Below are 24,702 nucleotides of genomic sequence, written 5' to 3'. Positions count from 1 at the left end.
GACGATTTCGTCGGCGGCATGATTGTCGTGCCGCCGTTCCGAGAAGCCTTCTCTTCCACGAATGAGCTCGGAATCACAAGGCACGACGCCCCCTCTATCGTGCCAGATGCGGCCTTCTGTCTGTGTAACCGAAAGAATCTCTTGTTATTCCGCTACATGCCGCATAATCTGCGGCCATGGATGAAATTGACCGGAAAATCATTGATCTGCTGTCTTTGGATGCCAAGCGCTCATTGGCGGACATCGGCGGCACTGTTGGCCTGTCTCCATCCAGCGTGAACGAGCGTATCCGCCGCCTTACCGCATCGGGTGTCATCAAGCGCTTCACGGTCGATCTGGACCCGGCCGCCATGGGGCTGGAAACCCTTGTATTCGTCTGGATCGCTCTGCGTGAAGACGCCGACGAAGCTTCCTTTCGCGATTTTGCCGAGACGAACCCGGCAATCCTCGAATGCCACCACGTCACGGGTAGCTGGTCCTATCTAATCAAGCTCCGCGTCGTTGCTGCGCCAGAGATCGAAGGGTTTCTGACCGACCTCAAGGCACGGAAATTTCTCGGCCGAACCGAGACGCTGATTGCGCTGTCTTCTTCGGTCTCGGGGGCTTTTGTACAGAAGGGTTCATCCTGATGGATCTCTTGCTTTTCGGAAAGAGCCTGATCATCGGGCTGGCGATCGCCGCTCCGCTCGGACCGATCGGGGCGCTTTGCATCAATCGGACATTGGAGCGTGGCTTCGTCGCTGGTGTCGCTGGTGGCCTTGGAACGGCTCTGGCAGATGGCGTTTATGCGGCCTTGGCCGCCTTCGGCTTCGCGGCGTTCTCGAGCATTCTGAGCGTCATCGATATACCGCTTCGGCTGGTGGGGGGCACCTTCATGCTGTGGCTCGGCTGGAAAGGTCTGACCCCGAGCCCGCCCCGCATGGCGGCGAAGGTCTCGGCGCGGGATCTGATCGGAACAACGGCGTCTACATTCGTTCTCACGATCACGAACCCGCTAACGATCCTGTCGTTCGCCGCGGTCTTCGCCGGTCTCGGACTCGCCTCGGGATCGGGGGCGACAAGTGCCCTGCTCGTTGTCTCCGGCGTCTTCGCCGGCTCGATGCTATTGTGGGGCATTCTCAGCGGTGGTGTGGCGCTCGCCCGGCACCGCCTGCCCGAAACATTTGCGGCATGGGTTTCGCGCCTGTCGGGCGTCGTGCTTATCGCATTTGGCCTATGGGCGATCGGCTCGGCCCTTTCTTGACATCAACAACCGTCCCGTCCCGCTCGGCAGTCACCCCGGGTGACGCGATCGCGGCCCTTTGTTCATAGAGTGAGAGGGCGGCCGGGTTTTTCGTGACGGGTTTGGAGGCCCGTCACTGTACATCGGTGCCAATGCCCAGCTTCCGGCCCCTTCCAAGAACCTTACGAAACTCGTATCGTCCGACCATGACCAAGGATGTCGATGACCTGCACCATGCCGTCGCAACGCTCATGCGGGCGTTGAAGATCGCCGAGACGAAGCTGCGCATCGCGCACAACGAGTTCAGTTTCACCCCAGCCGAAATCCAGACGCTGCGCTTCGTGTCGGGCAAGGACGGCTGCAAGCTGTCGGAACTCGGGGAGTATCTCGGCATCGTGCCCACGACCGCAAGCAGCCTTGTCGACAGGCTGGTGGAGCGCGGTTTGCTCAGACGGGACCGGCCCGATACGAACCGGCGCGCCGTCGCGCTTCATCTGACCGTGGACGGTCGCGACACCTTCGGGCGGCTCGAAGCGGAGGAGCGCGCGACGATGCAAATCATGCTGGATGCGCTCGACCCCGAGGAGCGCGCCGATTTCGTGCGGAAGATGACCCGGATCGCGGACCATGTTTCTCGAAGACGAGACTTGTAAACTACGATATTCGTAATATCTTGCTCCTCGGAACCAGAGGAGTGACGGCATGCGCAGTGTCAGGTGGGTCGCGACGGGATTGGCCGCCGTCATTGCCGGTCTCGCCGCCGCGGTGGGCCTGTGGAACGTGATCGACCGCGCCCCGCCGATCGCAGAACCTCGGGCTGAGGCTGACGGCCTCAACCTTTCCCGCCTGCTCGTCCTGGTGGACGGGGACATGGCCGCCACCGCCTATGCGGATGGGCGTCTCCATCCCATCGAGGGCGCACAGGATCTTCTCGTCATCCTCGATGAGCCGAACAACCCGCAATCTGAACGCCGCACTGTCCCGGCTTCCAACACCGTCATGGGCTGGCCCGGCGCCATGACCGCCGACCCATCGGGCCGCTTCGCCTATGTGATAGAGGGGCGGACGCCGCCCCAGCCGGGGACCGACCGCATGGCGAGCGTCCACGACGAGATGCCGGTCGGCACGCTGCTGACGACGGTCGATCTCGACAGCGGGGCGGTCGTCTCCTCCGTCCCGGTCTGTCGTCGCCCCAACAGCATCGACATCGCGCCGACGGGTGGCTGGCTGCTCATCGCCTGCGGAGATCCGGACGCCGAACTCGCGGTCGCTCCGCTAGAAGGCGGCCAGCCGAGGACAGTGCGCAGCTTCGACCTCGACCTGCCGGATATCGCGGCCCGCCCCGATATCGACGATGGGTTGACCTACGCCATGATCCATCCCACCGGCGCGGCCGCGGGCTATGTTCTGTCGAACCTCGGTGTCGGCCTTGTGCGCTTCACCCTCGGCGACGACGGCGTGCCCATAGCGGCCGACGCCGAAGCTCCGGTCGAGGAGGGCGATTGGCTCACCGTGGGACGCTGGACCCGCGCAGGGGATCATTTCCTCGTCGCCGACGTGAAATGGGGGCCGACGCCCTTGGGCGCCGTGTTCGTCGGCGATGGACAGATTCATTCCTTTGCGCTGTCGCCCGACGACGACACGCGCGGGATCGTATCCTCGGCCACCGTCTCGAAATCGCCTGAGGCCTTCGAGATGAACCGCGCGGGCGACCGTCTGATCGCTGTGAATATGGAGCGCACCTATCTGCCCGGCGGGGCGCTCGCGCTCGTGCCCGGCCGGACCGGATCATCGCTGTCGCTACTGAGTGTGGACGACGCAACCGGCGTCGTCGCAACGCTCGGCGACCCGGTCGGCTTTCGCGGCGTACTGCCGGAGGATGTGGTCTTCGACGCCGATGGCGACCGGCTCGCTGTGGTCGTCTATCAGGATCACGACGGGCCGCGCAGCGACGGTTGGGTGGAGATCTTCGCCATTGACGGCGATGACATCGTGCCCACTGGACGGCGCATCCCGATGCCGCGTGGGGCGCACGACCTCTATACCCTCGATTGACGGTCATGCGCTTCAGGCAAATTGCGCCGGACGTCTACGTCGCCAATCGGCGATTCATCAACGTCTATGCGATCGTGAAGGACCGCCAGACAGTGCTGGTCGATACGGGCGAGCCGTCTTTCGCGTCGCCGCTCCTTCATGCGCTGAAAGCCTTGCCGCCGCTCGGCCACGTGCTTCTGACGCATGTTCACTACGACCACGTCGGCGGCGCGGCGCGCATCGTGAAGGAAACCGGGGCGCGGCTCCACGCACATCCCTCCGAGGCGGCGTTGCTGGCGCAAGGGACGTGGCGCAGACCCTGGACGCCATCGCCCACCTTGCCGGGGCGGATCCTGACCCGGCTCGTCGCCGACAGGTACCCGGATCGCGTCGCCCCTGTAGGCGCCGAGCCGATCCGCGGCGACAGCATTGAGGTCGCAGGCGGAGTGCGGGTTGTCGCCCTACCGGGTCATTCCCAGGGACAGCTGGGCTTTGGCGTGCCGACCGGCGACGGACGCAACGCATGGATTATCGGCGATGCCCTGATGAACGTGTTCGGAATGCGAGAGCCGATCCTCTACGAGGATCGGCCCGAAGGTCTGTCCTCGATCGCCCGGCTCATGGGCGTGATGACCGATGGCGATCTGCTCTGTCCCGGTCATGGAGCGCCGTTGGCGGTCGGCTTGAGGGTCCGTGACCGAATGGCCGACCTTGTCGCCACGACATGAATTCAGCGCGACATCGATGAACGGGAGCCGAACGCCCACTGGAAACGGGCGTGCGGCTACGGTGCACGCGACCGTTTCGGGGTGACGATCTGCCCAAGGGCCGTACGTCTGCGGTTCATCGCTCCGTACAGAGTAAGAGGGGTGCTGGGTTTTCCGTGACGGGTTTGGAAGTCGGGAGAGAGGCTCCCGGCTGGCCCGTCCGGAGATATCCCGATGACCAAGCAACAGAAAATCACCCTCAGCGCCTCGCGCGACATTCCCTTCAACAAGCTGATGCTCAGCCAGTCGAACGTGCGCCACGTCAAGGCGGGCGTGTCGATCGAGGAACTGGCCGAGGACATCGCGCGGCGGACGCTGCTCAGTTCCATCACCGTGCGGCCCGTGCTGGACGACAGCGGCGCCGAGACCGGCATGTACACGATCCCCGCCGGCGGGCGGCGGTTCCGGGCGCTGGAACTGCTCGTCAAGCAGAAGCGGATGAACAAGACCGCGCTGGTGCCCTGCATCGTGCGCACCGATGGGCTCGCCGAGGAAGACAGTCTCGCCGAGAACGTCCAGCGCGCGCCGCTGCATCCGCTCGACCAGTTCCGCGCGTTTCAGGCGATGCGCGAGAAAGGTCGGACCGAGGAGGAAATCGCCGCGGCCTTCTTCGTCTCGGCCAGCGTGGTCAAGCAGCGGCTGAAGCTCGCCGCCGCAGCACCCTCGCTGCTCGACGCCTATGCCGAGGAGGAGATGACCCTCGACCAGCTCATGGCCTTCACGGTCAACCCCGATCACGCACGGCAGGAACAGGTCTGGGAGGCGTTGCAGCGGCACTATTCCCGGCAGCCCTACGAGATCCGCCGCATGCTGACCGAGGGCGCGGTGCGGGCCTCCGACAAGCGGGCGCAGTTCGTCGGGCTTGACGACTACGTCGAGGCCGGGGGCGAGATCCTGCGCGATCTGTTCCAGCAGGACGACGGCGGCTGGTTGCAGGATGCCGCCCTGCTCGACGTCATGGTGCGCGAGAAGCTCGCCGAGGAGGCCGAAGTCATCCGTGCCGAGGGCTGGAAATGGGTCGAGGTCGATACCGAGTTCCCCTATGGCCACACCTTCGGCATGCGCCGCGTCCATGGCGAGGCGGTGCCGATGACCTGTGAGGAAGCCGCCAGCTACCAGGCGCTGAAGGCCGAATACGATGCGCTCGAGGCCGAGCATGCGGAGGCCGACGAGCTTCCCGACGACGTCGATTCCCGATTGGGCGAGATCGAGGAGGCGATGGAAGCACTCGAGGCGCGTCCGATCCGGTTCGAGGCGGAAGACCTCGCGCTGGCCGGGGCCTTCGTCAGCATCGACAGCTCGGGGCGGCTGCGCGTCGAGCGCGGCTATGTGCGGACCGAGGATGAACCGGTCGATGAGGTGGAGGACATCGGCGAGGTCGCACCGGAAGCGGCGCAGGTTGAGGACACCGACGACACCGTCGTATCTGCCGTGGACGAGGAGGAAGAAGATGACGGCCTCAAACCGCTCTCCGACCGCCTCGTCATGGAATTGACGGCCCATCGCACGCTGGCATTGCGCAATGCGCTGGCGCAGGACCCGCAGGTCGCCTTCCTCGCGGCGCTGCACGCGATGGTCCTGCGGCTCTTCTATCGCTACGCCGTCGAAAGTTGCGTCGAGATCGAACCGCGCAACGCGGCTTTTGGTTCGCAGGTGCCGGGCCTTGGCGACACGGCCTATGCGAAGGCCATCGACCAGCGTCACGAGACTTGGGCGCGCAACCTGCCGAAGGCATCCGAGGACCTCTGGGAGGCGCTGACCGAGTTCGACAGCTGCAGCCGCGAGGCGCTCTTCGCCCATTGCGTGGCGATGAGCGTAAATGCCGTCCACGACCCCTACCAGCGCCGCCCGCGCGCCATCGCGCATGCGGATGTGCTGGCCGGGACTGTCGGGCTTGACATGGCCAAGGCGGGCTGGACGGCGACGGGTGACAGCTACCTCGGCCGCGTGACCAAGGCCCGCATCCTCGAGGCCGTGCGCGAGGCGAAGGGTGAGGACGCTGTCAACCGGATCGCCGGGCTGAAGAAGGCGGAGATGGTGACGGCCGCCGAGGACCTGCTCGTGGGCACCGGCTGGCTGCCGGACCCGTTGCGCACGCCGCCGCTGCCGGAAGAGGACACACCGGAAATCGAGCTGGTCGACGACGCGGACCGCGCCGACGATGACGCTTCGGAAGACCATCCCGACAGCGGCGAAGCGCAATCGGCGGAAGATGGCGGCGAACCGGCTATCGGAGATTCCGAAGCATTGGGCGAAGATGAGCCAGTCGCCGGTGACGCCTTCGCCAAGACAGCCGCCGAGTGACCTTCGAGCAGATCGGAGCTCCTTCCCCCGAGTTCCGGCAGCCGGGGTCCGCCAGAAATGGCGGGCCCCTTTTTCTTTCCACGACAGGAGGCACAGAGCATGAATAGCCCCGCCGCCGACATTGCCCGCCGCCTTGCCGAGGATGCCGAGGCCGTCTGCCGTCACTACCTCACGAACGGGAACAAACAGGGCCGCTACTGGATCGTAGGCGATGTGCAGAATACGCCGGGCCGCAGCCTCTACGTTCGGCTGACCGGTCCGAACTCCGGCCTTGGTGCGGCTGGCAAGTGGACCGATTCCGCAACCGGGCAGCATGGCGACCTTCTGGACCTGATCGCCCTGAACATGGGTATCACCACCCTGAGGGACACGCTGGAGGAGGCCCGTAGGTTTCTCAGCCTGCCGCAGACGGACAAGGACCGGGCCACCAAACTGCCAGCTTCTCGCGGCTCAACCGAGGCCGCGCGGCGGCTCTGGGCCATGGGCCAGCCGATGTCGGGCACCTTGACGGAACGCTATCTCGCGGGGCGTGGCCTTACCGGACTGGGCTATCTCGACAATCTCCGGTTTCACCCGAAATGCTTTTACTTGCGCGAGGATCACGCGCCGACAGACCGTCCTGAGGCCTGGCCCGCCCTGCTCGCCAAGGTGACGGACCTCGACGGACGGCTTACCGGCCTGCACCGCACCTGGCTTGACCCCGCCACTGCGGACAAGGCCCCGGTCTTTCCACCGCGCAAGGCCATGGGCAATCTCCTCGGCCATGGTGTTCGTATCGGCAAACCGGTCAGCGTGCTGGCCGCAGGCGAAGGGCTGGAGACCATGCTCTCCCTGCATCTGGCCCTGCCGGAGTTGCCTGCGGTGGCGGCTCTGTCCGCCAATCATCTCGCAGCCCTGCAGCTGCCCGCCGATCTTCGCAGCCTCTACATCGCCGTCGATGCCGACCCGGCAGGCCTGTCCGCCGCGGACCATCTGTCGCATCGGGCCAGACAGGCCGGGATCGACGCGATCCACCTCTCCCCCTGTCTCGGCGATTTCAATGACGATCTGCGGGCCAATGGCCGCGACGCGTTGCGCGCGCATCTGCGTCCGCAACTGGCGCCCGAGGATGCCGTGACCTTCCTCGACCACGCCATCGATTGATCGGAGTCGGCGCAGCCGGCCAGCGCCTCCGCGATCAGAGCCACGCCTTCCGGCCTTCCGAGAGCGGGCAAAACGGAGCAGCGCCCGGACGGGCCCGCAACGGCCATGGCCGTCCTCCGCTGCGCTTCGGTTCCACCCCATCGCGCGGGCGCGACGGGACCCCTGAGAATGCAGACCCGTCCGGCCCCCGCTTTTCCGTTGCCCGGGAAGGCCGCGAGAGGCGCGGGCTTCGACAACCGGAGACGACATCATGACCGAGACCCACCTTCACACCCGATCTTCCACCGCCGTCGTGCTCGAGGAACTGCAGCTCTACGGCTGGCGCCCTCTCACGGACGAGCCTGATCCCCGCCCCTTGCCGGAGCCCGACGCCGTTCGCACTGCCATTGCTGATATCTTCGACGCGCTCGTCTCGACCCTGTCTGACACGCGGCTGGAGCCTGACCTCGAAGACCTGCTCTGGTCTATGGCCAACCTGTTCCACCGCACATCGACACGAATAAACCGTGAGCTCGACAGCAACGAACAAGCGCAGAAGCGGTCGCAACGCGAGCAGGACGGGTCCGAAGTCCGATCAGTCGAACTCGAGACCCTTATCGCCGAAGGCATCACGCTGATCGAACGCCGCAATGCCTTTGAGGCCATGCTCGATCTCGCCGCCGAATTTTTCGAGACCCATCTTGGCCAAACCTGGCACCCGCGCGCAGGCAGCCATGTGAACCGCCGTACCCTGACAGCGTCCTTGATCGACAGCCGCGACCACCTCGCCGCAAAGCGCCGGGCCGATCTGGAGCCGCTCCTGCCGCAGGGCACGAAAATCGCCTTTACCGGCGGGCTGGACTGCAATGATCACGCAGCCATCTGGGCAGCCCTCGACCGCGTCCACGCGAAACATGTCGACATGGTTCTGTTGCATGGCGGCGCCCCACGCGGGGCCGAACGCATCGCCGCCGCTTGGGCCGATAATCGCAGCGTGGCGCAGATCGTCTTCAAGCCCGACTGGACGCGGCACGGCAAGTCGGCCCCCTTCAAGCGCAATGACCAGTTGCTCGACACCCTGCCCATCGGCCTCATTGTCTTCTCGGGCTCCGGCATTACCGAAAATCTCGCCGACAAGGCCCGCGCGATGGGCATTCCCCTCTTCGACTTCCGGCCGAAATGCGCACCGGAGGCATGACCGGATTTCCGCCGAACCACTGCCTTGCATCTTGGCCGGCCCCTCCCGGGGCGGGCCGTTTTCTGCTATGATCTGCCCGTGCCAATGGAGGAGGTGGCGGCGCGATCCTTGTTCTCGAAAGGAGTGCCTTATGCTTGTATCCACCCTCTTCACGCTGTTCGGCCTCGGTGCCCTCTGCTGGATCCTGTTCAATCTGGCTGTCTACGCCCTGCCCTTCGCGATCGGGCTGACGTGCGGCATGTATCTGTATGAGTCCGGCCAAGGCGTTTTTCTGTCGATCATTGCGGGCCTGTTCATCGGCGGTTTCATCGCCGCTGTCGGGGAATTCGCCTTTGACCGCATCCGCTCCATCCCCATCAAACTCGCCATCGGCCTGATCTACGCGATCCCCGCCGGGATCACTGGTTTTCATGCAGCAAAAGGCCTTGCCGAATTCGGCAGCGCGAGCGCTGCGGCCATCACCATCCTGTCTTGGCTGGGCGCGTTGGTCATCGGAGGCACGGCCTGGGCGCGGGTCACCGGCTGGTCCGAGGTCAACGCCATGTCAGATCCGCATCCGCACAGGTCTTTCAACGAACACTGAACGCCCTGTGATGCTTGCGCCGGTGCGTGCTGTCCGCCACATCGTCAGCGTGCGCCGCAACCGATTGCTGCAAAAGGTCTCGATCCTCGCCGTCATCGCAGCATTGCGGTTGGGCAGGACCGGCTGAACAAAGCCAGATCACTGAGACCCACGTCATAGCGCATGGCCCCGGTCGCGCATGCACCTGGATCGGCGGCAGACCGAACATCGCGGCAGACAAACACAGACACGGCGAGAGGGGGAAATCCCGGAGTAGCGAGGCACGTCCAGGACATGCACCGTTTCCGCCTGCACGCCATAGCCTGTCTTTGCACGACGCATGCTGCCGGGATCTTGCGCGGCCCAAAGGTAGCCTGTCATTCCCTCTCCCATGGCTTGCGCCACGCGTCCCTTGCGGGCCTCTCAGCGGCTGATCTGACCGGGATCGGCTGACGCCTCGACCGCCTTGGCCGCAACGGCCGATCCGGACTTTCTTCCCCTGGCGGATGCCCGCCATTCCTCGCGCGGCAAGAAAGACCGGCCTTGCCGTCCTCCGCTGGCGCTGCGGGCCACAGGGCTGCGTCGGCGGATCGCCCCGGTCCTGACGATCGCCATCGAGGCCGCGAAGGGCGCGGGCTCGGACAAGCCAAAAGGAGATATGACATGGCCACCATCGGAACCTTCAAGAAGACCGGCAGCGAATACGTCGGAGAAATCGTCACCCTGAGTGTTCAGGCGAAAGCCGTCCGCATCGTCCCCGAGGACAGCACCCCCAACGACAACGCCCCCTCCCACCGCGTCTTCGTCGGCCGTGCCGAGATCGGCGCCGCTTGGTCCAAGCGCTCGACCGAGGGCCGCGACTACCTGAGCCTCAAGCTCGACGACCCGAGCTTCACCCAGCCGATCTACGCCAACCTCTTCGACGACACGGTGATCGAAGGCGGTGAAGAGACCTTCAGCCTCATCTGGTCGCGCCCCAACACCCGCCGCAACGGCGACTGACAGCAGACCGCCCCGCCCGGGATCACCGGGCGGGGTGGAACTTTGCTCGTCTTGCGTTGACCGCGAGCGGTCCGCAGTAACGTTTGAAACCAACGCGTCCGGCCCAAGGACGAAGCCGCTCCGCGGCATTGGCGCATTTGGCTGATGGAGTGAGCCGCCTATAGCGGCGCGCATTATGCGATCTGACCGACCTGGCTGACGATTGGGACCTTCTCAATCATCAGACAGGAGGTTTCCATGACCAAGGAGAAGATTTCGCCGCTGCGCGCGCGGATGATGGAAGACATGCGCATTCGCGGCATGGGCGAGAAAGCGCAGAAGGCCCACATCAGAGCAATCAAGGACTTCGCAGCGTTTCTCGGACGATCGCCCGACATGGCCACACCGGAGGATCTGCGCGCCTATCAGTTGCACATGACGGATAGCGGGGTCACGCCGTCGACGTTCAACGTGCGCATCGTCGCGCTGCGGTTCTTTTTCGGGATGACCTGCGGGCGCGAGGACATGAAGCGATACATGCAATTCCGCACCCAGCCGCGGAAGCTGCCCGTGGTGTTCAGCGTCGAGGAGGTCTCCGACATCCTGATGGCGGCACCGGGACCGGGTCTCAAGTACCGCGCGGCGCTCAGCATTTCCTATGGCGCCGGGCTGCGTGCTTCCGAGGTTTGCAACCTCAAGCTTGGCGACATCGACAGCGATCGAATGCTCATCCACGTAGAACAGGGCAAAGGGCGGAAGGATCGCAAGGTGATGCTGTCACCCGGCTTGCTGAACCTTCTGCGTGACTGGTGGCGTGAGGCACGCCCGGAGGGCTGGCTTTTCCCGGGCAAACCGAAGATCAATCCGATCTCGCCACGGCAGCTGAACCGGGCGTTCACCTCGGCTAAGCACATGGCCGGGATCAGCAAGCCGGCGACATTGCACACGCTCAGGCACAGTTTTGCGACCCACCTGCTGGAGGCCAACACGGACGTGCGCGTGATCCAGGTCCTGCTCGGCCATGCCAAGCTGACGACCACCGCGCAATACACCCATGTCGCCACCAAGACGATCCGCGACACGGTCAGCCCGTACGAGATGCTGGAGAAGCTGCAGGATCATGCCGTGAAGCGAAGTCTGGAGTGACCGGGCGCCGGGGTGTCCCGGCCCAAGCTGGAGATCGCTGACGTCTTTCGCGCCCATGGTCCTGCGTGGCGGCAGGCCAATGCCGGGCATGTCAGCCTCTCGCAGCTCAAGGTCATGTCGGCGATCGAGGCCTGTCGGACCGAGGCGCTCGGCGGGCATGTGGCCGGCTGTGCCAAGTGCGGCCACCGCCACATCGGCTACAACTCCTGCAAAAACAGGCATTGCCCGAAGTGTCAGGGACCGGCCGCACGCGACTGGATGGCGGCACGCGCCGAGGATCTGCTGCCCGTGGAATACTTCCACCTCGTCTTCACCCTGCCGGCCGAGATCGCCCAGATCGCCTATTGGAACAAGCGAGCGGTATATGGGCTTCTGTTCCGGGCGTCCGCGGAAACGGTGATAACAATCGCGGCCGATCCCAAGCGTCTTGGCGCCCGGATCGGCATGACCAGCGTGCTGCACACCTGGGGATCGGCGCTGACGCATCACCCCCACATCCACATGATCGTGCCGGGCGGAGGCCTGTCGCCGGACGGCACCCGCTGGGTCGCCTGCAGGCCCGGGTTTTTCCTGCACGTGCGGGTGCTGTCGCGCCTGTTTCGGCGCCTGTTCCTCGACGGGCTGCTGGCGCTTCATGCCGCTGGGGAACTGGCCTTCTACGGCGACCAGGAATGTCTAACGCAGACGGACGCCTTTGCCGCCTGGCTCGCGCCGTTCCGCAAATCCAAATGGGTCGTCTACGCCAAACCGCCCTTTGGCGGGCCTGAAGCCGTACTCACCTACCTCAGCCGATACACCCACCGCGTGGCGATCTCGAACCATCGCCTGATCAGCGCCGACACCCAGACTGTCGCGTTTCGATGGAAGGATTACCGCGTCGAATCCGGCGACCGGCAGAAGGTCATGCGCCTGTCCACGCAGGAGTTCATCCGCCGCTTCCTGATGCATGTCCTCCCTGACGGCTTCCACCGCATCCGGCACTACGGCCTGCTGGCCAGCGCGACACGCAAGGCCGCCATCGCCCGCATCCGCGACCTGCTCGGGCAGCGTACGCCCGAACGGGAAGCGCAGTACCCAACGGAGACCGCACCTCTCACCCTGCGCGAACCGTGCCCATGCTGCGGCGGCCCAATGCGCATCATCGAGATCTTCCGCCGCGGCCAGAAACCAATGTCGCGCGCACCGCCACGGGAGCAGGCCGCATGACGAAACGCCCGTCACTGTCACGAACATCACTCCGGTTCTCACGTCCGTTCCGGACTGGCTCAGCCGTGCCTCACGCGGTGCCGCGACCGCAAACTGCCGATGAAACGCGCCACCCGATACCGAACATCATCACCAGGGCAGATCAGGGCGCCCTTGGGGAGGGTCGACAGCCTTTGAACCGCCCATCACGCTACGCCGTCTCTGGAAACTTCAGCCCACTTTCCCCATAGACAGCGCCTGGCCACCGCGGCTTCCACCTTGGGAGGATTTCCAACGCGGGCCGACGACGCGCAAACCGGCACCGTTGCACCACGGCCCGCATCGAAAATCCTTCACCTTACCTGCCATTCACCTTCGCTCTCAATGCTGCAAGGCAGTCCGCCGAAGCGGCCGCTCGTCCTGACCGCAGCATTTCCAAGGAACCGGGGCAGGCACAACGCACGTAGCGATTATCCCGTTCAGGGCCGGCTCTGCCCGTTCGAAACGAGGCCTCGCGCGAAAATCGTGCCAATAGCTGAGGAGATTGCGTGAGCTCCACTTCGCATGAATGCCACGTTATGGATATCGGCACCCCGCCGCCAAAGCGGCGGAGTACAGAGCGTGAGATACCTGTCAGGACGATGAGGCGCAGCTGGCGATGCTCTCAGCAAGAGACCGCATAAGCGCCGGATAAAAATCGGGTCCGGTATCGAGACCGAAGCCGAGCGGGTCGATCACTGTGGTTTGCGCGTCGGTTCCCTCGGTCACTGTCTGCACGAGGTTCTGGTTGAATTGCGGCTCGGAGAAGACACAGGTGACGCCGAGTTCTGTAACTGTATTGCGCACTTCCTCGACTCGCGCGGGGCTGGGATCCGATGCATCGCCAAGCGAGATCGCTCCGGCGGCCGAAATGTCGAAACGGGTCTCGAAATATTGATATGCATCGTGGAACACCACGAAGCTGATCTCGCCGGTGGACGACAACATCTCTTCCACTTCGCCTATCGCAACGTCGATCTCTTCCTGCCCTGCGGCGGCATTCTCGCGGTAGGTGTCCGCGTTTTCAGGGTCGAGCTCGGCGAGCTCCTCGGCGATCACGTCGAGCCAAACCTTGCCATTCTCGGGATCGAGCCAGGCGTGCGGGTCGAGACCATCGTGACTGTGCCCGGCATGATCGTGGCCGCCATGATCGTGCTCGGCATGCTCTTCGCCCTCGTGCGATGCCTCTTCTGCGTGGTCGTGCTTTTCGTGCGCCGCGTCTTCGGAGTGGTCATGACCTGCATGATCTTCACCTTCGTGATCATGGTCGCCGTGATCGTGAGACTCGAAGGTCGCGCCTTCGCGATACTCGAGCGTGGTGATACCCTCGACGTCGAGGAGCTCGACCACATGCGCGTCCGGGGCCAGCGTCCCGATAGAATCTTCGAGCCAGGGCGCAAGCTCAGGACCGATCCAGAAAACTGCGTTCGCGGCTTCCAGCGCACGAGCCTCAGAAGGACGCATTGAATAGCCGTGCGGAGACGCCCCCTGCTGGACTACAAGGTCAGGCTCACCAAGACCCTCCATGACGCGAGCCACGAGGCCATGGACCGGCGCGATGTCGGTGGCGACCTGCGGCACGTCCGCTGAGACGGACGTGGCCGCTGTGATGGCGAACACGCTGCCCGCCAGAGATTTTCCAAAACTGATGGACATCCGAAACTCCTGTAATTAAGTAACACGCTATGGGCATAAGCGTTATGATATATCGTATCAAGCCCAATCTGTGCGGGAGATAGCAGTGAGCCATTATGCGTTTGAGGCACATGACCATGAAACGTGCGTCGAAAGTGGTGTGGCTACAGCGGAGGAGATCTGCACCGAGCGCGGATTGCAATTGACCAGAACTCGAAAGCGCGTGCTCGAAATCCTGCTATCCGAGCACAAGGCAATGGGCGCGTACGACATCCTCGACGTGCTCCGCGCGGAGGGTCTCGGCTCGCAACCCCCCGTGGCCTATCGCGCGCTTGAATTCCTGATCAACCAAGGCTTCGCACACCGAATTGAACGGCTCAATGCGTTTGTCGCCTGCTCGCATCTGGAGGCGTCGCATGCCCCCGTCTTCCTGATTTGCCGCCTTTGCAACTCCGTATCGGAAGTTCAGTCAGATTCCAGAAAGAGCGAGATAAGTCGTCTTGCAAAGCGCGCCGGTTTCGCCGTGGAGCTGATGGTTCGCGAGGCCGAAGGTATCTGTCCCAAATGCGCGAGGGTGGCATGATGCGCGATGCTGCGCCGCTCGTGTCCGTTCACGACCTGACCGTGCGCTACGGCGAGGCGGCCGTACTCCGAGATGTGGACCTGGACGTCGCGCCCGGCGAGATCGTGACCATCGTCGGTCCCAATGGTTCGGGTAAGTCGACGCTGATCAAGGCCATTCTCGGCGGGGTCAAGCATTCGGCGGGGCGGATCGAGCGCAAGCCCGGCCTGCAGATTGGCTATGTGCCGCAGCGGCTGGTTCTCGATCCGACTCTGCCGATGAATGTCGAGCGGTTTCTGTCCCTCCCGCATCGAATCCCGGCGTCTCGCGCCCGCGAAGCTTTGGAGCGCGCGGGCGTGCCCGAGATAGGCAAGCGGCAGATGGCGGCGCTCTCGGGTGGGCAGTTTCAGCGGGCGCTTCTGGCACGTGCGATCCTCGAAGAGCCGGACCTGCTGATCCTCGACGAGGCGGCGGCAGGTCTCGACCAGCCCGGAGCGGCCGCCTTTTACCGCCGCATCCACGAGGTCCGGGAAGAAACGGGCTGCGGTGTGCTGATGATCAGCCACGATCTGCACGTCGTAATGAGTGCCTCCGATCGAGTGATCTGCCTTAACGGTCATGTCTGCTGCGCAGGCACGCCGGAGGTCGTCGCTAATGCGCCGGACTACCGCCGCCTCTTCGGCGAGGGCACGCGCGGGGCATTCGCGCTCTACCGCCACAATCACGACCATCGCCATTCCCAAGATCACGTGCAGGACGCCGCAGAATAATGCTTGATGACTTCTTGACCCGCGCCGCGCTTGCCGGGATCGGCACGGGGCTCGCCGCCGCGCCGCTTGGCTGTTTCGTAGTATGGCGAAGGATGGCCTATTTCGGAGACGCCACCGCCCATGCCGCAATCCTTGGCGTGGCACTGTCGCTGGCGGCGTCTCTGCCGGTCTTTGTCGGGACATTGTTCATAGCGCTCTTCATGGCCATGGTAGTTTCTGTGATCTCGGGACGCGGCTACGCGATGGACACGCTACTTGGCGTCATGGCGCATTCCGCGCTCGCCTTCGGGCTTGTGGGAGTGACCTTTATCCAAGGTGTGCGTATCGATCTCATGGCCTATCTCTTCGGCGACATTCTGGCGGTGTCGCGCAGCGATCTTGCGGTGATCTGGGGCGGCGCGGCGCTGGTCCTTGCGTTGATTGGCTGGCGCTGGAACGCGCTTCTGACGGCAACTTTGGATGACGGACTCGCCCTTGCCGCCGGCATCGATCCGAAACGCGAGCAGCTCGTCCTGACACTGGCTCTGGCGGTGGTAGTCGCCGTGGCGATCAAAGTGGTGGGTGTGTTGCTTATTACCGCGCTGCTGATCATTCCAGCGGCCACTGTACGGCCCTTTGCCGTCACGCCCGAGCGCATGGGAATCATGGCAGCCCTCGTCGGAATGACTTCGGCGTGGATAGGGCTGCGCGCATCCTATGAGTTCGACACGCCGACCGGTCCAACGATCGTCTGCGTGACCGCGCTGCTGTTCATCCTTTCGAACATCGCATCCCGGATACGGCAGCCTGGTTGAAGCTCGGCGCGCAGGCGGGACCTGGTCTGCCGACCTAAAAGATCGCGGCGATGTCGCCCTCGGAGACGTCCGCGACCGGCTTATGTAGAGTCGTGCGCATCTCTTGAAATCCAAGCTGCACGATCCGGATTTCGGTCAAGAATCCTTCGCAGCCAGGGTCGCTGCAGTATGCCTGTTGCACCGAGACAAGACATTGTGCGCCACGTCCGAGGTGCCCCCTGATCATGCGCTTGACGCGCTGCACGTGCCAGAAGGTTCTGGACGCGTCACGAACGGACTTGTTCAGCACTCCCACTCACCTCGCCGCGTCGTTCTCATGAGACAGCTCTGGTTGCGGCCCCGCGTGGTGCAGCCTCGGATCGGTCGGCGAGAGAGCTGGAACCTCTGCGTACGATGAAGTGAGAAGCGGGATCGCCTCGCAGCACTGCCACGGTCGTGAGACCAAGCTCCCCCATCCATATCAATACGGCGTCTGTCCTGTCCTCGGGAACCGGAGTGATCACCATCGTCCCTGATCTGCGTGTGGCGAGACGCATCCCGCCGGTGGATGATACGAGCAGCGCATCAGCGCAGGTCGGGATCCGGTCCAGGGTCCGTTCGACCACGACGACGTCCGGCACGCCATGCCGCACGCGGTGGAAAAAGCCCGACAGCACGCGCGCAGCCTCATCTGCGCAGAGGCCGACCTCGACGTCGACGCCGGCAGCGCGCAGCCTCTCGAATCCACCGCCGTTCACTCGCGGGTCTGGGTCTCCGACGGCGCAGACGACCCGGGCCACGCCGGCGTCGACAATCGCGTCGGCGCAAGGTGGCGTCACGCCCCAATGGCAACATGGTTCGAGTGTGACGAAAAGCGTGGCACCTCTGGCTTCTACTCCGGCCTGATCCAGAGCCTTTCGTTCCGCATGCGGCCGCCCGCCCGCGTGGGTCGCGGCCTCGGCGACGACACGATTATCTCTGACAATTACGCATCCCACCGGCGGATTCGGCCAGACATAACCGCGCTTTTGGCCCGCCAATCGCAGGGCCCGCCGCATCCAGTGCAGATCAGATCTGGGTCGGGTTTGGCACATCGCCATAGACCTCACCGGGATCGAACGTCTTGTCGCCTTCCAGATACACAAGCGGCTGCCCGGCCTTCGCCCCAAGCGGTACAGCGCGATAGAAACAGGACCGGTAGCCCACATGGCACGAAGCGCCGGACCCTGCGACCTCGACTCGCAGCCAGATCGCGTCCTGATCATCATCGATCCGCGCTTCGACAATGTTCTGCACAAGGCCGGAGGTCGCGCCCTTGCGCCATAGCACTTGCCTTGCGCGGCTGAAGTAGTGTGCTTCGCCAGTCTCGATCGTGAGCCGGAGCGCCTCAGTGTTCATCCATCCGAGCATGAGGACCTCCCCGGTGCTTGCGTCGGAGGTGATGCACGGCATGAGGCCGTCCGGGCCGAACTTAGGCACCAACTCGTAGCCCTCCTCGATCTGCTCGACTGAGGTGCGTGACGCGAACTCAAGTTTTCCCATCGTCGCTCCTTGTATTTTGATATGTAATAACGTAGCGCACATGTCGAAGTTAACCAGGATTGTAAAGAGGCACGCATGGCGACCGACATCACAGATGACCGGGTTCCGGTGACGTTGCTCACCGGATTTCTCGGAGCAGGCAAGACAACCCTCCTGAACAACCTGATACGCGACCCCGAGGCCGGTCGCATTGCCGTCATCATGAATGAATTCGGGGATGTCGGGCTCGACCATGATCTGATCGAGGAGGCCACCGAAGAAACCGTGCTGATGCAATCGGGGTGTATTTGCTGCTCAATCCGGAGCGATCTCGCCAACACGATGCGGTCACTGATGGCCAAGCGGAAACGCGGTGACCTGGCGTTCGACCGCGTGGTCATCGAAACCACCGGAATCGCGGATCCCGGTCCGATCCTGCACACGCTCGTCGTGGACGATCTGACCGCTCCTTTCTATCGAATGGACGGCGTGGTGACGCTTGCCGACGCAGCCCTGGGGCCACGCACGCTCGACACTCAGTTCGAGGCGGTTCACCAGGTCGCAATGGCCGACCTGATGGTGGTGACGAAAACCGATCTCGTCACCCCGCGCGAGGTGGCGCAGTTCGAAGCGAGGCTCGAAGGCATCAACGCGACCGCCCGGCGCATCCATTCGGAGCGTGGACGTATTGCCCCCGGCGCGCTGTTCGGCCTCTCGGCGCTGCGTCCCAGCGTGACCACGGACGATATCTCGGAGTGGCTCGGTGTTGAGCCGTCAAAGCCCGATCCGCTTTCAGGTCTGTCGGGCCTCACCCCGACAGGCGCCAAGCCTGCCCCGCTGCCCTTGCAACAGACCGGAGGCCACGCGCATCACGACCATCGCATCGCGTCTGCATCGATCGAGGTCGAGGAGCCGATCCCCGCGAGCATCTTCGATTTTTGGCTCGATACGCTGATCGCGCTCAAGGGGCCGGACATTCTCCGGATCAAGGGGATCCTGCACGTGGAAGGCCTGGATCTCCCCTTCGTCTTCCACGGCGTGCAGCACATCTTCGATGCGCCCGTTCAGGTCCGCTCCTGGTCCGGGACCGACACGACAAGCCGGGTCGTGGTCATCGCGCGCGACACCGATGCGAAGGGTCTGAAAGCAAGCCTTGATACTCTGCGCATGCGCTGGACGGACGATGATGCGGCCACGGACGGCATGATGGCCGACACGACCGAGATGCCATTCTGAACAATGCTCCGACTGTACAATTCGATGACCCGTCAGGTCGAACCGCTGGTCCCGCACGATGCTGAGCATCTGCGGATGTATGTCTGCGGGCCGACGGTCTATTCCTTCGCCCATATCGGCAATGCGCGTCCCGCGGTCGTATTCGACGTCCTCGCGAAGCTGCTGCGCCAGAGCTTTCCACGCGTAAGCTATGCCCGCAACATCACCGACGTGGATGACAAGATCATCGCGGCGGCCGCTGCCGACGGCACCAGCTGCGAAGACGTCGCGGCGCGGTTCACGGCAGCCTATCACGCCGATCTCGACGCGCTGGGTGCCGCGGCCCCGGACATAGAGCCGCGCGCGACGGACCACATTGCGCCCATGATCGCGATGATTGAAGAGCTGATCGCCAGGGGCCACGCCTACCCGGCAGAGGGCCACGTCCTTTTCCATGTCCCGAGCTGTCCGACTTACGGGCGATTGTCCGGAGCGAACCCCGATGAAATGCGTGCCGGCGCCCGCGTCGAGGTCGCGCCTTGGAAACGCGACCCGCGCGACTTCGTTTTGTGGAAACCCTCCAAGGCCGGGCAGCCCGGCTGGCAAAGCACTTGGGGAACCGGTCGCCCCGGATGGCACATAGAATGTTCGGCCATGATCCGGGAGCATCTTGGCGACCGGATCGACATTCACGGCGGCGGCATTGATCTGCGGTTTCCGCACCACGAGAACGAGATCGCGCAGGGGACCGAAGCGCGTTTCTGGGTCCATAACGGCCACGTCACGGTCTCGGGTGCGAAGATGTCCAAGTCGCTGGGCAACGTGCTTTTGGTGCGCGACCTCTTGGCCGAGGCCCCTGGCGAGGCGATCCGCTACGCGTTGCTGACGGCCCATTACCGCCAGCCGCTGGACTGGACGCCCGACACCTTGCGCGCTGCACGGACGGCGCTGGATCGGCTCTACGGCGCGCTGCGCGGCGCCCCCTCGGTCGCACCGAAGGCCGAGGACATGGCCGCCGTGCTCGACGCCCTGAAGGATGATCTCAACACGCCAAAGGCCCTCGCGGCGCTGCACGCGCTCGCAGGCCAGGTCCACGCGAGCGCCGACGCAGAGCGGCAGGCAGAGCTTGCGGCGGCACTGAAGACGGCCGGCTCCCTCCTCGGTCTGCTGCAGCAGGATGTGACCGCATGGGCGCAATCCGGCGTTCTCGATACGACCCGGATCGAGGCGCTGGTCGACGAACGCGCCCAGGCACGCAACGCGCGCGACTGGGACCGTGCCGATGCGCTCCGAGACGAGCTGGCCGAGCTTGGGGTCGACGTCGAAGATGCGAGCGGCGAGAGCCGTTGGCGGGCCCGCGTATGAGGGCGAGCGTCATCTGGCTCTTGATTCTGCCTATCCGGGCCTACCGGCTGATCCTGTCGCCGTGGCTCGGCCATTCCTGCCGGTTCCAGCCGAGCTGCTCCGTCTACGCCATCGAGGCACTGGAAACCCATGGGCCCCTGCGTGGCCTCTGGCTGACACTTCTGCGCCTTGTCCGCTGCAATCCGTGGGGCCGAAGCGGATACGACCCGGTGCCCCCTGTCACGAACCGAAAGACCTCGCGATGATCCATGTCCGCCTGCCAGATGGGGCCAGTCGAGCGCTGGCTCCAGCCAGTACCGCCGCTGACCTCGCCGCCGCCATCAGCCCGAGCCTCGCTAAACGGACCGTGGCCGCGCTTGTCGATGGGAAGATCACCGACCTCTCTGCCGCCTTGCCCGACGGTGCGGCGGTAGAGCTTGTCACCCGCGACGATCCCCGCGCTCTGGAGCTGATCCGCCACGACCTGGCTCATGTGCTGGCCGAGGCGGTTCAGACGCTCTGGCCCGAGACGCGGACAGCGATCGGCCCGGCAATCGAACACGGCTTCTACTACGATTTCGACCGCGACACGCCGTTCACGCCGGAAGACCTCCCCGTCATCGAAAAAAAAATGCGCGAGATAGTCGCCGCGCGACGTCCCTTCGCGCGCGAGGCATGGCGTCGCGCGGAGGTCCGCGCGCATTTCGAGACTGCGGGCGAAACCTATAAACTGGGCCTGCTCGACGCTATCCCGGCCGGTGAGCCTGTCACCATCTACCGGCAGGGCGACTGGCTCGACCTCTGTCGCGGCCCGCACATGCGCAGCACGGCCGATGCCGGCACGGCCTTCAAGCTGACCCATGTCGCCGGGGCCTATTGGCGGGGCGACGCGAAAAACCGGATGCTAAGCCGGATCTACGGTGTTGCTTTCGCCGACAAGCCCGCCCTCGAGTCCCACCTGACCATGATGGCCGAGGCCGAAAAGCGCGATCACCGCAGGCTGGGGCGCGAGATGGACCTGTTCCATTTCGAGGAGGTCGCCCCCGGATCGGTCTTCTGGCACCCGCGCGGATGGCGGCTGTTCCAGACGCTGATCGGCTACATGCGCACGCGTCAGGAAGACGCAGGATACGTCGAGGTGAACTCACCCGACATCATGGAACGTACGCTGTGGGAGACGTCCGGCCATTGGCAGAACTACCGCGCCAACATGTTCCTCGCGAAGACCGAGGATGAGCGCGACTACGCGTTGAAGCCCATGAACTGCCCCGGTCACATGCTCATTTACGGTCAGGGCACCAAGAGTTACCGGGATCTGCCCCTCAAGCTCGCCGAGTTCGGAAAGGTCCATCGCTACGAACCCTCCGGCGCCCTTCACGGACTTCTGCGCGTGCGCAGCTTCACGCAGAACGATGCCCACATCTACTGCACGCCCGAGCAACTCGCCGAAGAGTGCCTGAAGGTCAACGATCTCGTGCTGTCGATCTACCGCGACTTCGGCTTCGAGGATGTCAGCATCAAGCTCTCGACCCGCCCGGAAAACCGGATCGGAAGTGACGAGAGCTGGGACCGGTCCGAAGAAGCGCTGCGCACGGCGCTCGACACCGCCGGGCACGCCTACACGATCTTCGAAGGTGAAGGCGCCTTCTACGGCCCGAAGCTCGAATACGTTCTGCGCGACGCCATCGGGCGGGATTGGCAGTGCGGCACGCTGCAGGTCGATTTCAATCTGCCCGAACGCTTCGGGACAACCTATGTCGCGCCGTCGTGCGACAAGCTGCCTCCAGTCATGCTGCATCGGGCTCTTTTCGGCTCGCTCGAGAGGTTCACTGGCATCCTGATCGAACACCATGCCGGCCACCTGCCGCTTTGGCTGGGGCCAGTGCAGGCGGTGGTGGCGACCGTCACCGGTGCGGCGGATGACTGGGCCCGCGATGTGGCCAGAGCGCTGCGCTCGAATGGGCTGCGCGTCGAGACCGATCTGCGAAACGAGAAGATCGGCTACAAGGTGCGCGAGCACGCCCTGAAGAAGGTGCCCGTGCAGATCGCGCTCGGCGCCCGGGAAGCCGAAGACCGGACGGTCACGATCCGGCGGCACGGAGCCGAGGACACGCGAACACTTGCCATCGAAGACGCGGTCGACAGCCTCGTGCGCGAGGCACAGCATCCTTGCGCGGACAAGACATAACAACCTGTATGCGGACGATGCGCTGCGACCGTTGCGCCGAGTGACACAGATCATGTGTCACGTGTTAAACCCCTAAGAGTGAACGAGGATAGACCCTTGGGCATAACTGATAATGAAATTGCTGCGGCGCGCGAGACTTGGGGCGATGGGCTTGTCACGATCTCGAAGGCTCACGAGGCAAACGGATTTGACGAGGCGCGACGGATTGCTTGCGATCTGCTCGATTCGACCTACGGCTTCGACATCGGGCCGGTTTTGTTCAAGCCGACGCTGAGCGGTGGAGAGAAGACTTTTCGCACGAGCAGAAAGGGTGCGCTGTCCTATTTCGTCGGACGCGACCCCGATTTTCCGCTCGACGCTGGGTTCGCCCTCCGGAGATGGCGGCATACCTGGTCCGAAACAGCCGCCAGCCTAATTGATGGTAACACCGCCATGTGGATGGGATGGTTCTTCTTCACTGACACGGCCGGTAAGACCGTGAAGACCGACAAGAGCTTTGGATACCTGAAGGATGCAGACGACGTTCTCCGCATCGTTTGCATCACTCGTCGCTGCCCTTCGAGGCTTAGACCGAGAACGTCTGAAACGGGGGCTATTGCGAGCCATCAAAATGCTGCCGACAATCAGCGTATGGGCGCCACTTCGCGATGTTGACGAAGCCAGTTCGCGTTGATTTCTTGAGACCCAGCGGTCCCTTGCTCCGATGGGCTCTGCTACTCAACGCACGAAGGTGCGATTTTCCTGCAGCTTCGAAGCGTGTTTTTGGCAGCAACTGTGCAAGCGCAGAAGCGAGAAAACCAAATGTTCGAAGAGATCTCGAACGGATCATGAGGCACTGCGCCAGCGCTTGAGCGCTCTTGCGGTCTCCACGCTGCAGCTCAACACTCAAACCTAACCGGTAGATTCCAGATCAAACCGGCCCTAATCGCGGGGGAAGGTCATTGGCACGCATCGAGGGTACTGCAGTTCAACATTCCAGAAGCGGCAAACGGCGACCTTTCGCAGCATTCGTTTAGTGACTTACGATCTTTCGAGTGGAGACCATCTCAACAGAAGAGAAGTACCGGTTTCTATCGACCTCTTGCTGATCCTTCCGTCCCAATTTGCACTACAGTTTGGCGTCTTTTGAAGCCTAAAGCTACGTTCGATCGCCGCCCGTTCCAATCGGTCAAGGTTCGCGATGATCTCTGAAATCGGCGTCCACTTTTTCCGCGCTTCGCGCCAGATCCCGAGGCACGAGGCGGGAGACCACAAGGCAAGGCGGATTGTGCGAGCATGTCTGAAGCGCGCCGGGAGCAGTCGGTAATAGCTGCGCATGGGGTCCCCGCGCCGGCGGCGGCGCAGGGGTGGCGTGAGGTTACGGCTCATGAGGGCTCATCGGGGTCGTCGATCGGGTCCAGGATGAGAACGAGGCGGGTTTCTCCGCTACCCTCGATCGGGGGAGATCGGTGGCGCAGCCCCGGATCGGGCTCGACAGGCCAGAGTGTGCCGCGCATGACAAGGGGCGATCCGGTCGGGACCGTTTGGATCGTTTCGGGGTCCGCGCCATCCCTTTGGGCCACTCCGAATTGCGTGCCCGTGCCCCGATAGGTGCAGATCAGTCGCGCAGTGGTCCGGTCCACATGGAAGCGCCGGCAGGCGTTGCCATCGACGACGTCGAGTCGCAGGCGCAGCCAGCGGGCATCCATAATGTCCGCGAACATGTTGGCAAGCGCAGAAACGTCATCGATCAGGCGCCGCCGCTCCGGGCCATCTGGCGTACCTGCGGTAACGCAAGCTGCTGTCACCGCGTCGCGGGTCGCAGCGGGGCGCAAAATGACCCGTGTCTGCGGCAGGTTTGCCGGGCTCAGTCCATCAATCCAAGTCTGGAACGAAGCCAGCGTTTCCCGATCCCATATGACACCGCCGACCTCAGCGGCCCGGACCTGCCGCATGCCTTGAGGTGATGGCGTACTGATCACGCTACGGGTTCTGGCGGGTTCGATAAACCGTTGAACCGTCATGCCGCAGCCTTCCGCCATGCCGGGAATGGATCGGGAAAGTCGGGCAGCGCCTCGGGGCCTGTCGCCTGCGCCTCGGGGACCAGCGCCGCGTCGAGCCGCGCTTTCAGGGTCGGCCAATCGATCCCGGACCC

General features: G+C 63.9%; 26 protein-coding genes and 1 pseudogene. 20 read left to right on the top strand and 7 right to left on the bottom strand.

The features are described from left to right. Positions 1 to 176 precede the first annotated feature (176 nt). From BM171_RS15315 to BM171_RS15260, 12 genes are all read left to right on the top strand, one after another. Positions 177 to 629: an Lrp/AsnC family transcriptional regulator gene (locus tag BM171_RS15315; protein ID WP_093014395.1), complete on the top strand. Its 453-nt coding sequence runs from the start codon at positions 177 to 179 to the stop codon at positions 627 to 629. Then, entirely contained in the window at positions 629 to 1,243 is a 615-nt protein-coding gene (locus BM171_RS15310; RefSeq protein ID WP_093014392.1) for a LysE family translocator, read from the top strand. Before BM171_RS15315 ends, BM171_RS15310 begins: the two co-directional genes overlap by 1 nt. A gap of 185 nt (positions 1,244 to 1,428) precedes the next feature. Beyond that, entirely contained in the window at positions 1,429 to 1,875 is a 447-nt protein-coding gene (locus BM171_RS15305; RefSeq protein ID WP_175497584.1) for a MarR family winged helix-turn-helix transcriptional regulator, read from the top strand. A 49-nt stretch (positions 1,876 to 1,924) separates the two neighbouring features. Beyond that, positions 1,925 to 3,277, top strand: a complete 1,353-nt coding sequence (locus BM171_RS15300) for a lactonase family protein (protein WP_093014387.1) — start codon at positions 1,925 to 1,927, stop codon at positions 3,275 to 3,277. A 5-nt stretch (positions 3,278 to 3,282) separates the two neighbouring features. After that, positions 3,283 to 3,984: an MBL fold metallo-hydrolase gene (locus BM171_RS15295; RefSeq protein WP_093014384.1), complete on the top strand. Its 702-nt coding sequence runs from the start codon at positions 3,283 to 3,285 to the stop codon at positions 3,982 to 3,984. Between the two features lie 213 nt (positions 3,985 to 4,197). Continuing rightward, positions 4,198 to 6,327: a ParB/RepB/Spo0J family partition protein gene (locus tag BM171_RS15290; protein WP_093014381.1), complete on the top strand. Its 2,130-nt coding sequence runs from the start codon at positions 4,198 to 4,200 to the stop codon at positions 6,325 to 6,327. 99 nt (positions 6,328 to 6,426) lie between these two features. Next, on the top strand, positions 6,427 to 7,470 hold the full coding sequence (locus tag BM171_RS15285; protein ID WP_093014378.1) for a DUF7146 domain-containing protein: 1,044 nt from the start codon (positions 6,427 to 6,429) through the stop codon (positions 7,468 to 7,470). Between the two features lie 250 nt (positions 7,471 to 7,720). After that, on the top strand, positions 7,721 to 8,647 hold the full coding sequence (locus BM171_RS15280) for a DUF2493 domain-containing protein (RefSeq protein WP_093014375.1): 927 nt from the start codon (positions 7,721 to 7,723) through the stop codon (positions 8,645 to 8,647). Positions 8,648 to 8,777: 130 nt separating this feature from the next. Next, entirely contained in the window at positions 8,778 to 9,230 is a 453-nt protein-coding gene (locus BM171_RS15275; protein WP_093014372.1) for a hypothetical protein, read from the top strand. Between the two features lie 642 nt (positions 9,231 to 9,872). Beyond that, complete coding sequence (locus BM171_RS15270; RefSeq protein WP_021100681.1) at positions 9,873 to 10,211, top strand: DUF736 domain-containing protein; 339 nt, start codon at positions 9,873 to 9,875, stop codon at positions 10,209 to 10,211. A 237-nt stretch (positions 10,212 to 10,448) separates the two neighbouring features. Next, positions 10,449 to 11,336 (top strand): tyrosine-type recombinase/integrase, encoded by an 888-nt coding sequence (locus tag BM171_RS15265; protein ID WP_093014370.1) that lies wholly within the window; start codon positions 10,449 to 10,451, stop codon positions 11,334 to 11,336. A gap of 12 nt (positions 11,337 to 11,348) precedes the next feature. Then, entirely contained in the window at positions 11,349 to 12,542 is a 1,194-nt protein-coding gene (locus tag BM171_RS15260; RefSeq protein WP_093014367.1) for an IS91 family transposase, read from the top strand. 612 nt (positions 12,543 to 13,154) lie between these two features. Here BM171_RS15260 and BM171_RS15255 read toward each other — a convergent pair. Further along, positions 13,155 to 14,216, bottom strand: coding sequence for a zinc ABC transporter substrate-binding protein (locus tag BM171_RS15255; protein ID WP_093014364.1), 1,062 nt, complete (start codon positions 14,214 to 14,216; stop codon positions 13,155 to 13,157). Positions 14,217 to 14,301: 85 nt separating this feature from the next. On the opposite strand from BM171_RS15255, the gene BM171_RS15250 reads away from it, so the two are divergent. The 3 genes from BM171_RS15250 to BM171_RS15240 are packed head-to-tail and all read left to right on the top strand — an operon-like array spanning position 14,302 to position 16,321. Continuing rightward, on the top strand, positions 14,302 to 14,778 hold the full coding sequence (locus BM171_RS15250) for a transcriptional repressor (protein ID WP_093014361.1): 477 nt from the start codon (positions 14,302 to 14,304) through the stop codon (positions 14,776 to 14,778). Then, positions 14,775 to 15,527 (top strand): metal ABC transporter ATP-binding protein, encoded by a 753-nt coding sequence (locus tag BM171_RS15245; protein ID WP_245760290.1) that lies wholly within the window; start codon positions 14,775 to 14,777, stop codon positions 15,525 to 15,527. The genes BM171_RS15250 and BM171_RS15245 overlap by 4 nt, the downstream gene beginning before the upstream one ends. Then, entirely contained in the window at positions 15,527 to 16,321 is a 795-nt protein-coding gene (locus tag BM171_RS15240) for a metal ABC transporter permease (RefSeq protein ID WP_093014355.1), read from the top strand. Before BM171_RS15245 ends, BM171_RS15240 begins: the two co-directional genes overlap by 1 nt. 34 nt (positions 16,322 to 16,355) lie before the next feature. Here BM171_RS15240 and BM171_RS15235 read toward each other — a convergent pair whose 3' ends face one another. The 3 genes from BM171_RS15235 to hisI are packed head-to-tail and all read right to left on the bottom strand — an operon-like array spanning position 16,356 to position 17,842. Beyond that, on the bottom strand, positions 16,356 to 16,610 hold the full coding sequence (locus BM171_RS15235; protein WP_093014352.1) for a hypothetical protein: 255 nt from the start codon (positions 16,608 to 16,610) through the stop codon (positions 16,356 to 16,358). 25 nt (positions 16,611 to 16,635) lie between these two features. After that, positions 16,636 to 17,358: a bifunctional diaminohydroxyphosphoribosylaminopyrimidine deaminase/5-amino-6-(5-phosphoribosylamino)uracil reductase RibD gene (ribD, locus tag BM171_RS19395; RefSeq protein WP_093014349.1), complete on the bottom strand. Its 723-nt coding sequence runs from the start codon at positions 17,356 to 17,358 to the stop codon at positions 16,636 to 16,638. A gap of 10 nt (positions 17,359 to 17,368) precedes the next feature. Further along, on the bottom strand, positions 17,369 to 17,842 hold the full coding sequence (hisI, locus tag BM171_RS15225; RefSeq protein WP_093014346.1) for a phosphoribosyl-AMP cyclohydrolase: 474 nt from the start codon (positions 17,840 to 17,842) through the stop codon (positions 17,369 to 17,371). A gap of 75 nt (positions 17,843 to 17,917) precedes the next feature. On the opposite strand from hisI, the gene BM171_RS15220 reads away from it, so the two are divergent. From BM171_RS15220 to BM171_RS15200, 5 genes are all read left to right on the top strand, one after another. After that, a complete protein-coding gene (locus BM171_RS15220; protein WP_093014343.1) occupies positions 17,918 to 19,057 on the top strand; it encodes a CobW family GTP-binding protein in 1,140 nt (379 codons plus the stop codon). A 3-nt stretch (positions 19,058 to 19,060) separates the two neighbouring features. Continuing rightward, positions 19,061 to 20,401: a cysteine--tRNA ligase gene (gene cysS, locus BM171_RS15215; protein ID WP_093014340.1), complete on the top strand. Its 1,341-nt coding sequence runs from the start codon at positions 19,061 to 19,063 to the stop codon at positions 20,399 to 20,401. Further along, positions 20,398 to 20,646, top strand: a complete 249-nt coding sequence (yidD, locus tag BM171_RS15210; RefSeq protein ID WP_093014337.1) for a membrane protein insertion efficiency factor YidD — start codon at positions 20,398 to 20,400, stop codon at positions 20,644 to 20,646. Before cysS ends, yidD begins: the two co-directional genes overlap by 4 nt. Further along, positions 20,643 to 22,568 (top strand): threonine--tRNA ligase, encoded by a 1,926-nt coding sequence (gene thrS / locus BM171_RS15205; RefSeq protein WP_093014334.1) that lies wholly within the window; start codon positions 20,643 to 20,645, stop codon positions 22,566 to 22,568. The genes yidD and thrS overlap by 4 nt, the downstream gene beginning before the upstream one ends. A 96-nt stretch (positions 22,569 to 22,664) precedes the next feature. Then, the gene (locus tag BM171_RS15200) at positions 22,665 to 23,222 is read left to right on the top strand and encodes a phosphoribosyl-AMP cyclohydrolase (RefSeq protein WP_245760288.1); all 558 of its coding nucleotides are present in this window, start codon (positions 22,665 to 22,667) and stop codon (positions 23,220 to 23,222) included. Between the two features lie 366 nt (positions 23,223 to 23,588). Here the strand turns inward: BM171_RS15200 and BM171_RS19440 are convergent, their stop codons facing one another. The 3 genes and pseudogenes from BM171_RS19440 to BM171_RS19245 form a co-directional block, all read right to left on the bottom strand. Then, positions 23,589 to 23,885, bottom strand: coding sequence for a DUF6525 family protein (locus BM171_RS19440; RefSeq protein ID WP_483880064.1), 297 nt, complete (start codon positions 23,883 to 23,885; stop codon positions 23,589 to 23,591). 47 nt (positions 23,886 to 23,932) lie between these two features. Further along, complete coding sequence (locus BM171_RS15195) at positions 23,933 to 24,571, bottom strand: DUF1826 domain-containing protein (protein ID WP_245760287.1); 639 nt, start codon at positions 24,569 to 24,571, stop codon at positions 23,933 to 23,935. Then, positions 24,568 to 24,702: pseudogene (locus BM171_RS19245) on the bottom strand (GTP-binding protein); the annotation flags it as partial. The pseudogene BM171_RS19245 and the gene BM171_RS15195, both read right to left, overlap by 4 nt.

Origin of the sequence: Roseivivax halotolerans, from assembly GCF_900115815.1 — a bacterium.
In the GTDB taxonomy this organism is placed as follows: domain Bacteria; phylum Pseudomonadota; class Alphaproteobacteria; order Rhodobacterales; family Rhodobacteraceae; genus Roseivivax; species Roseivivax halotolerans.
Note: the sequence above shows the minus strand (reverse complement) of the source record. Positions and strands in the feature narration are given on the sequence as shown.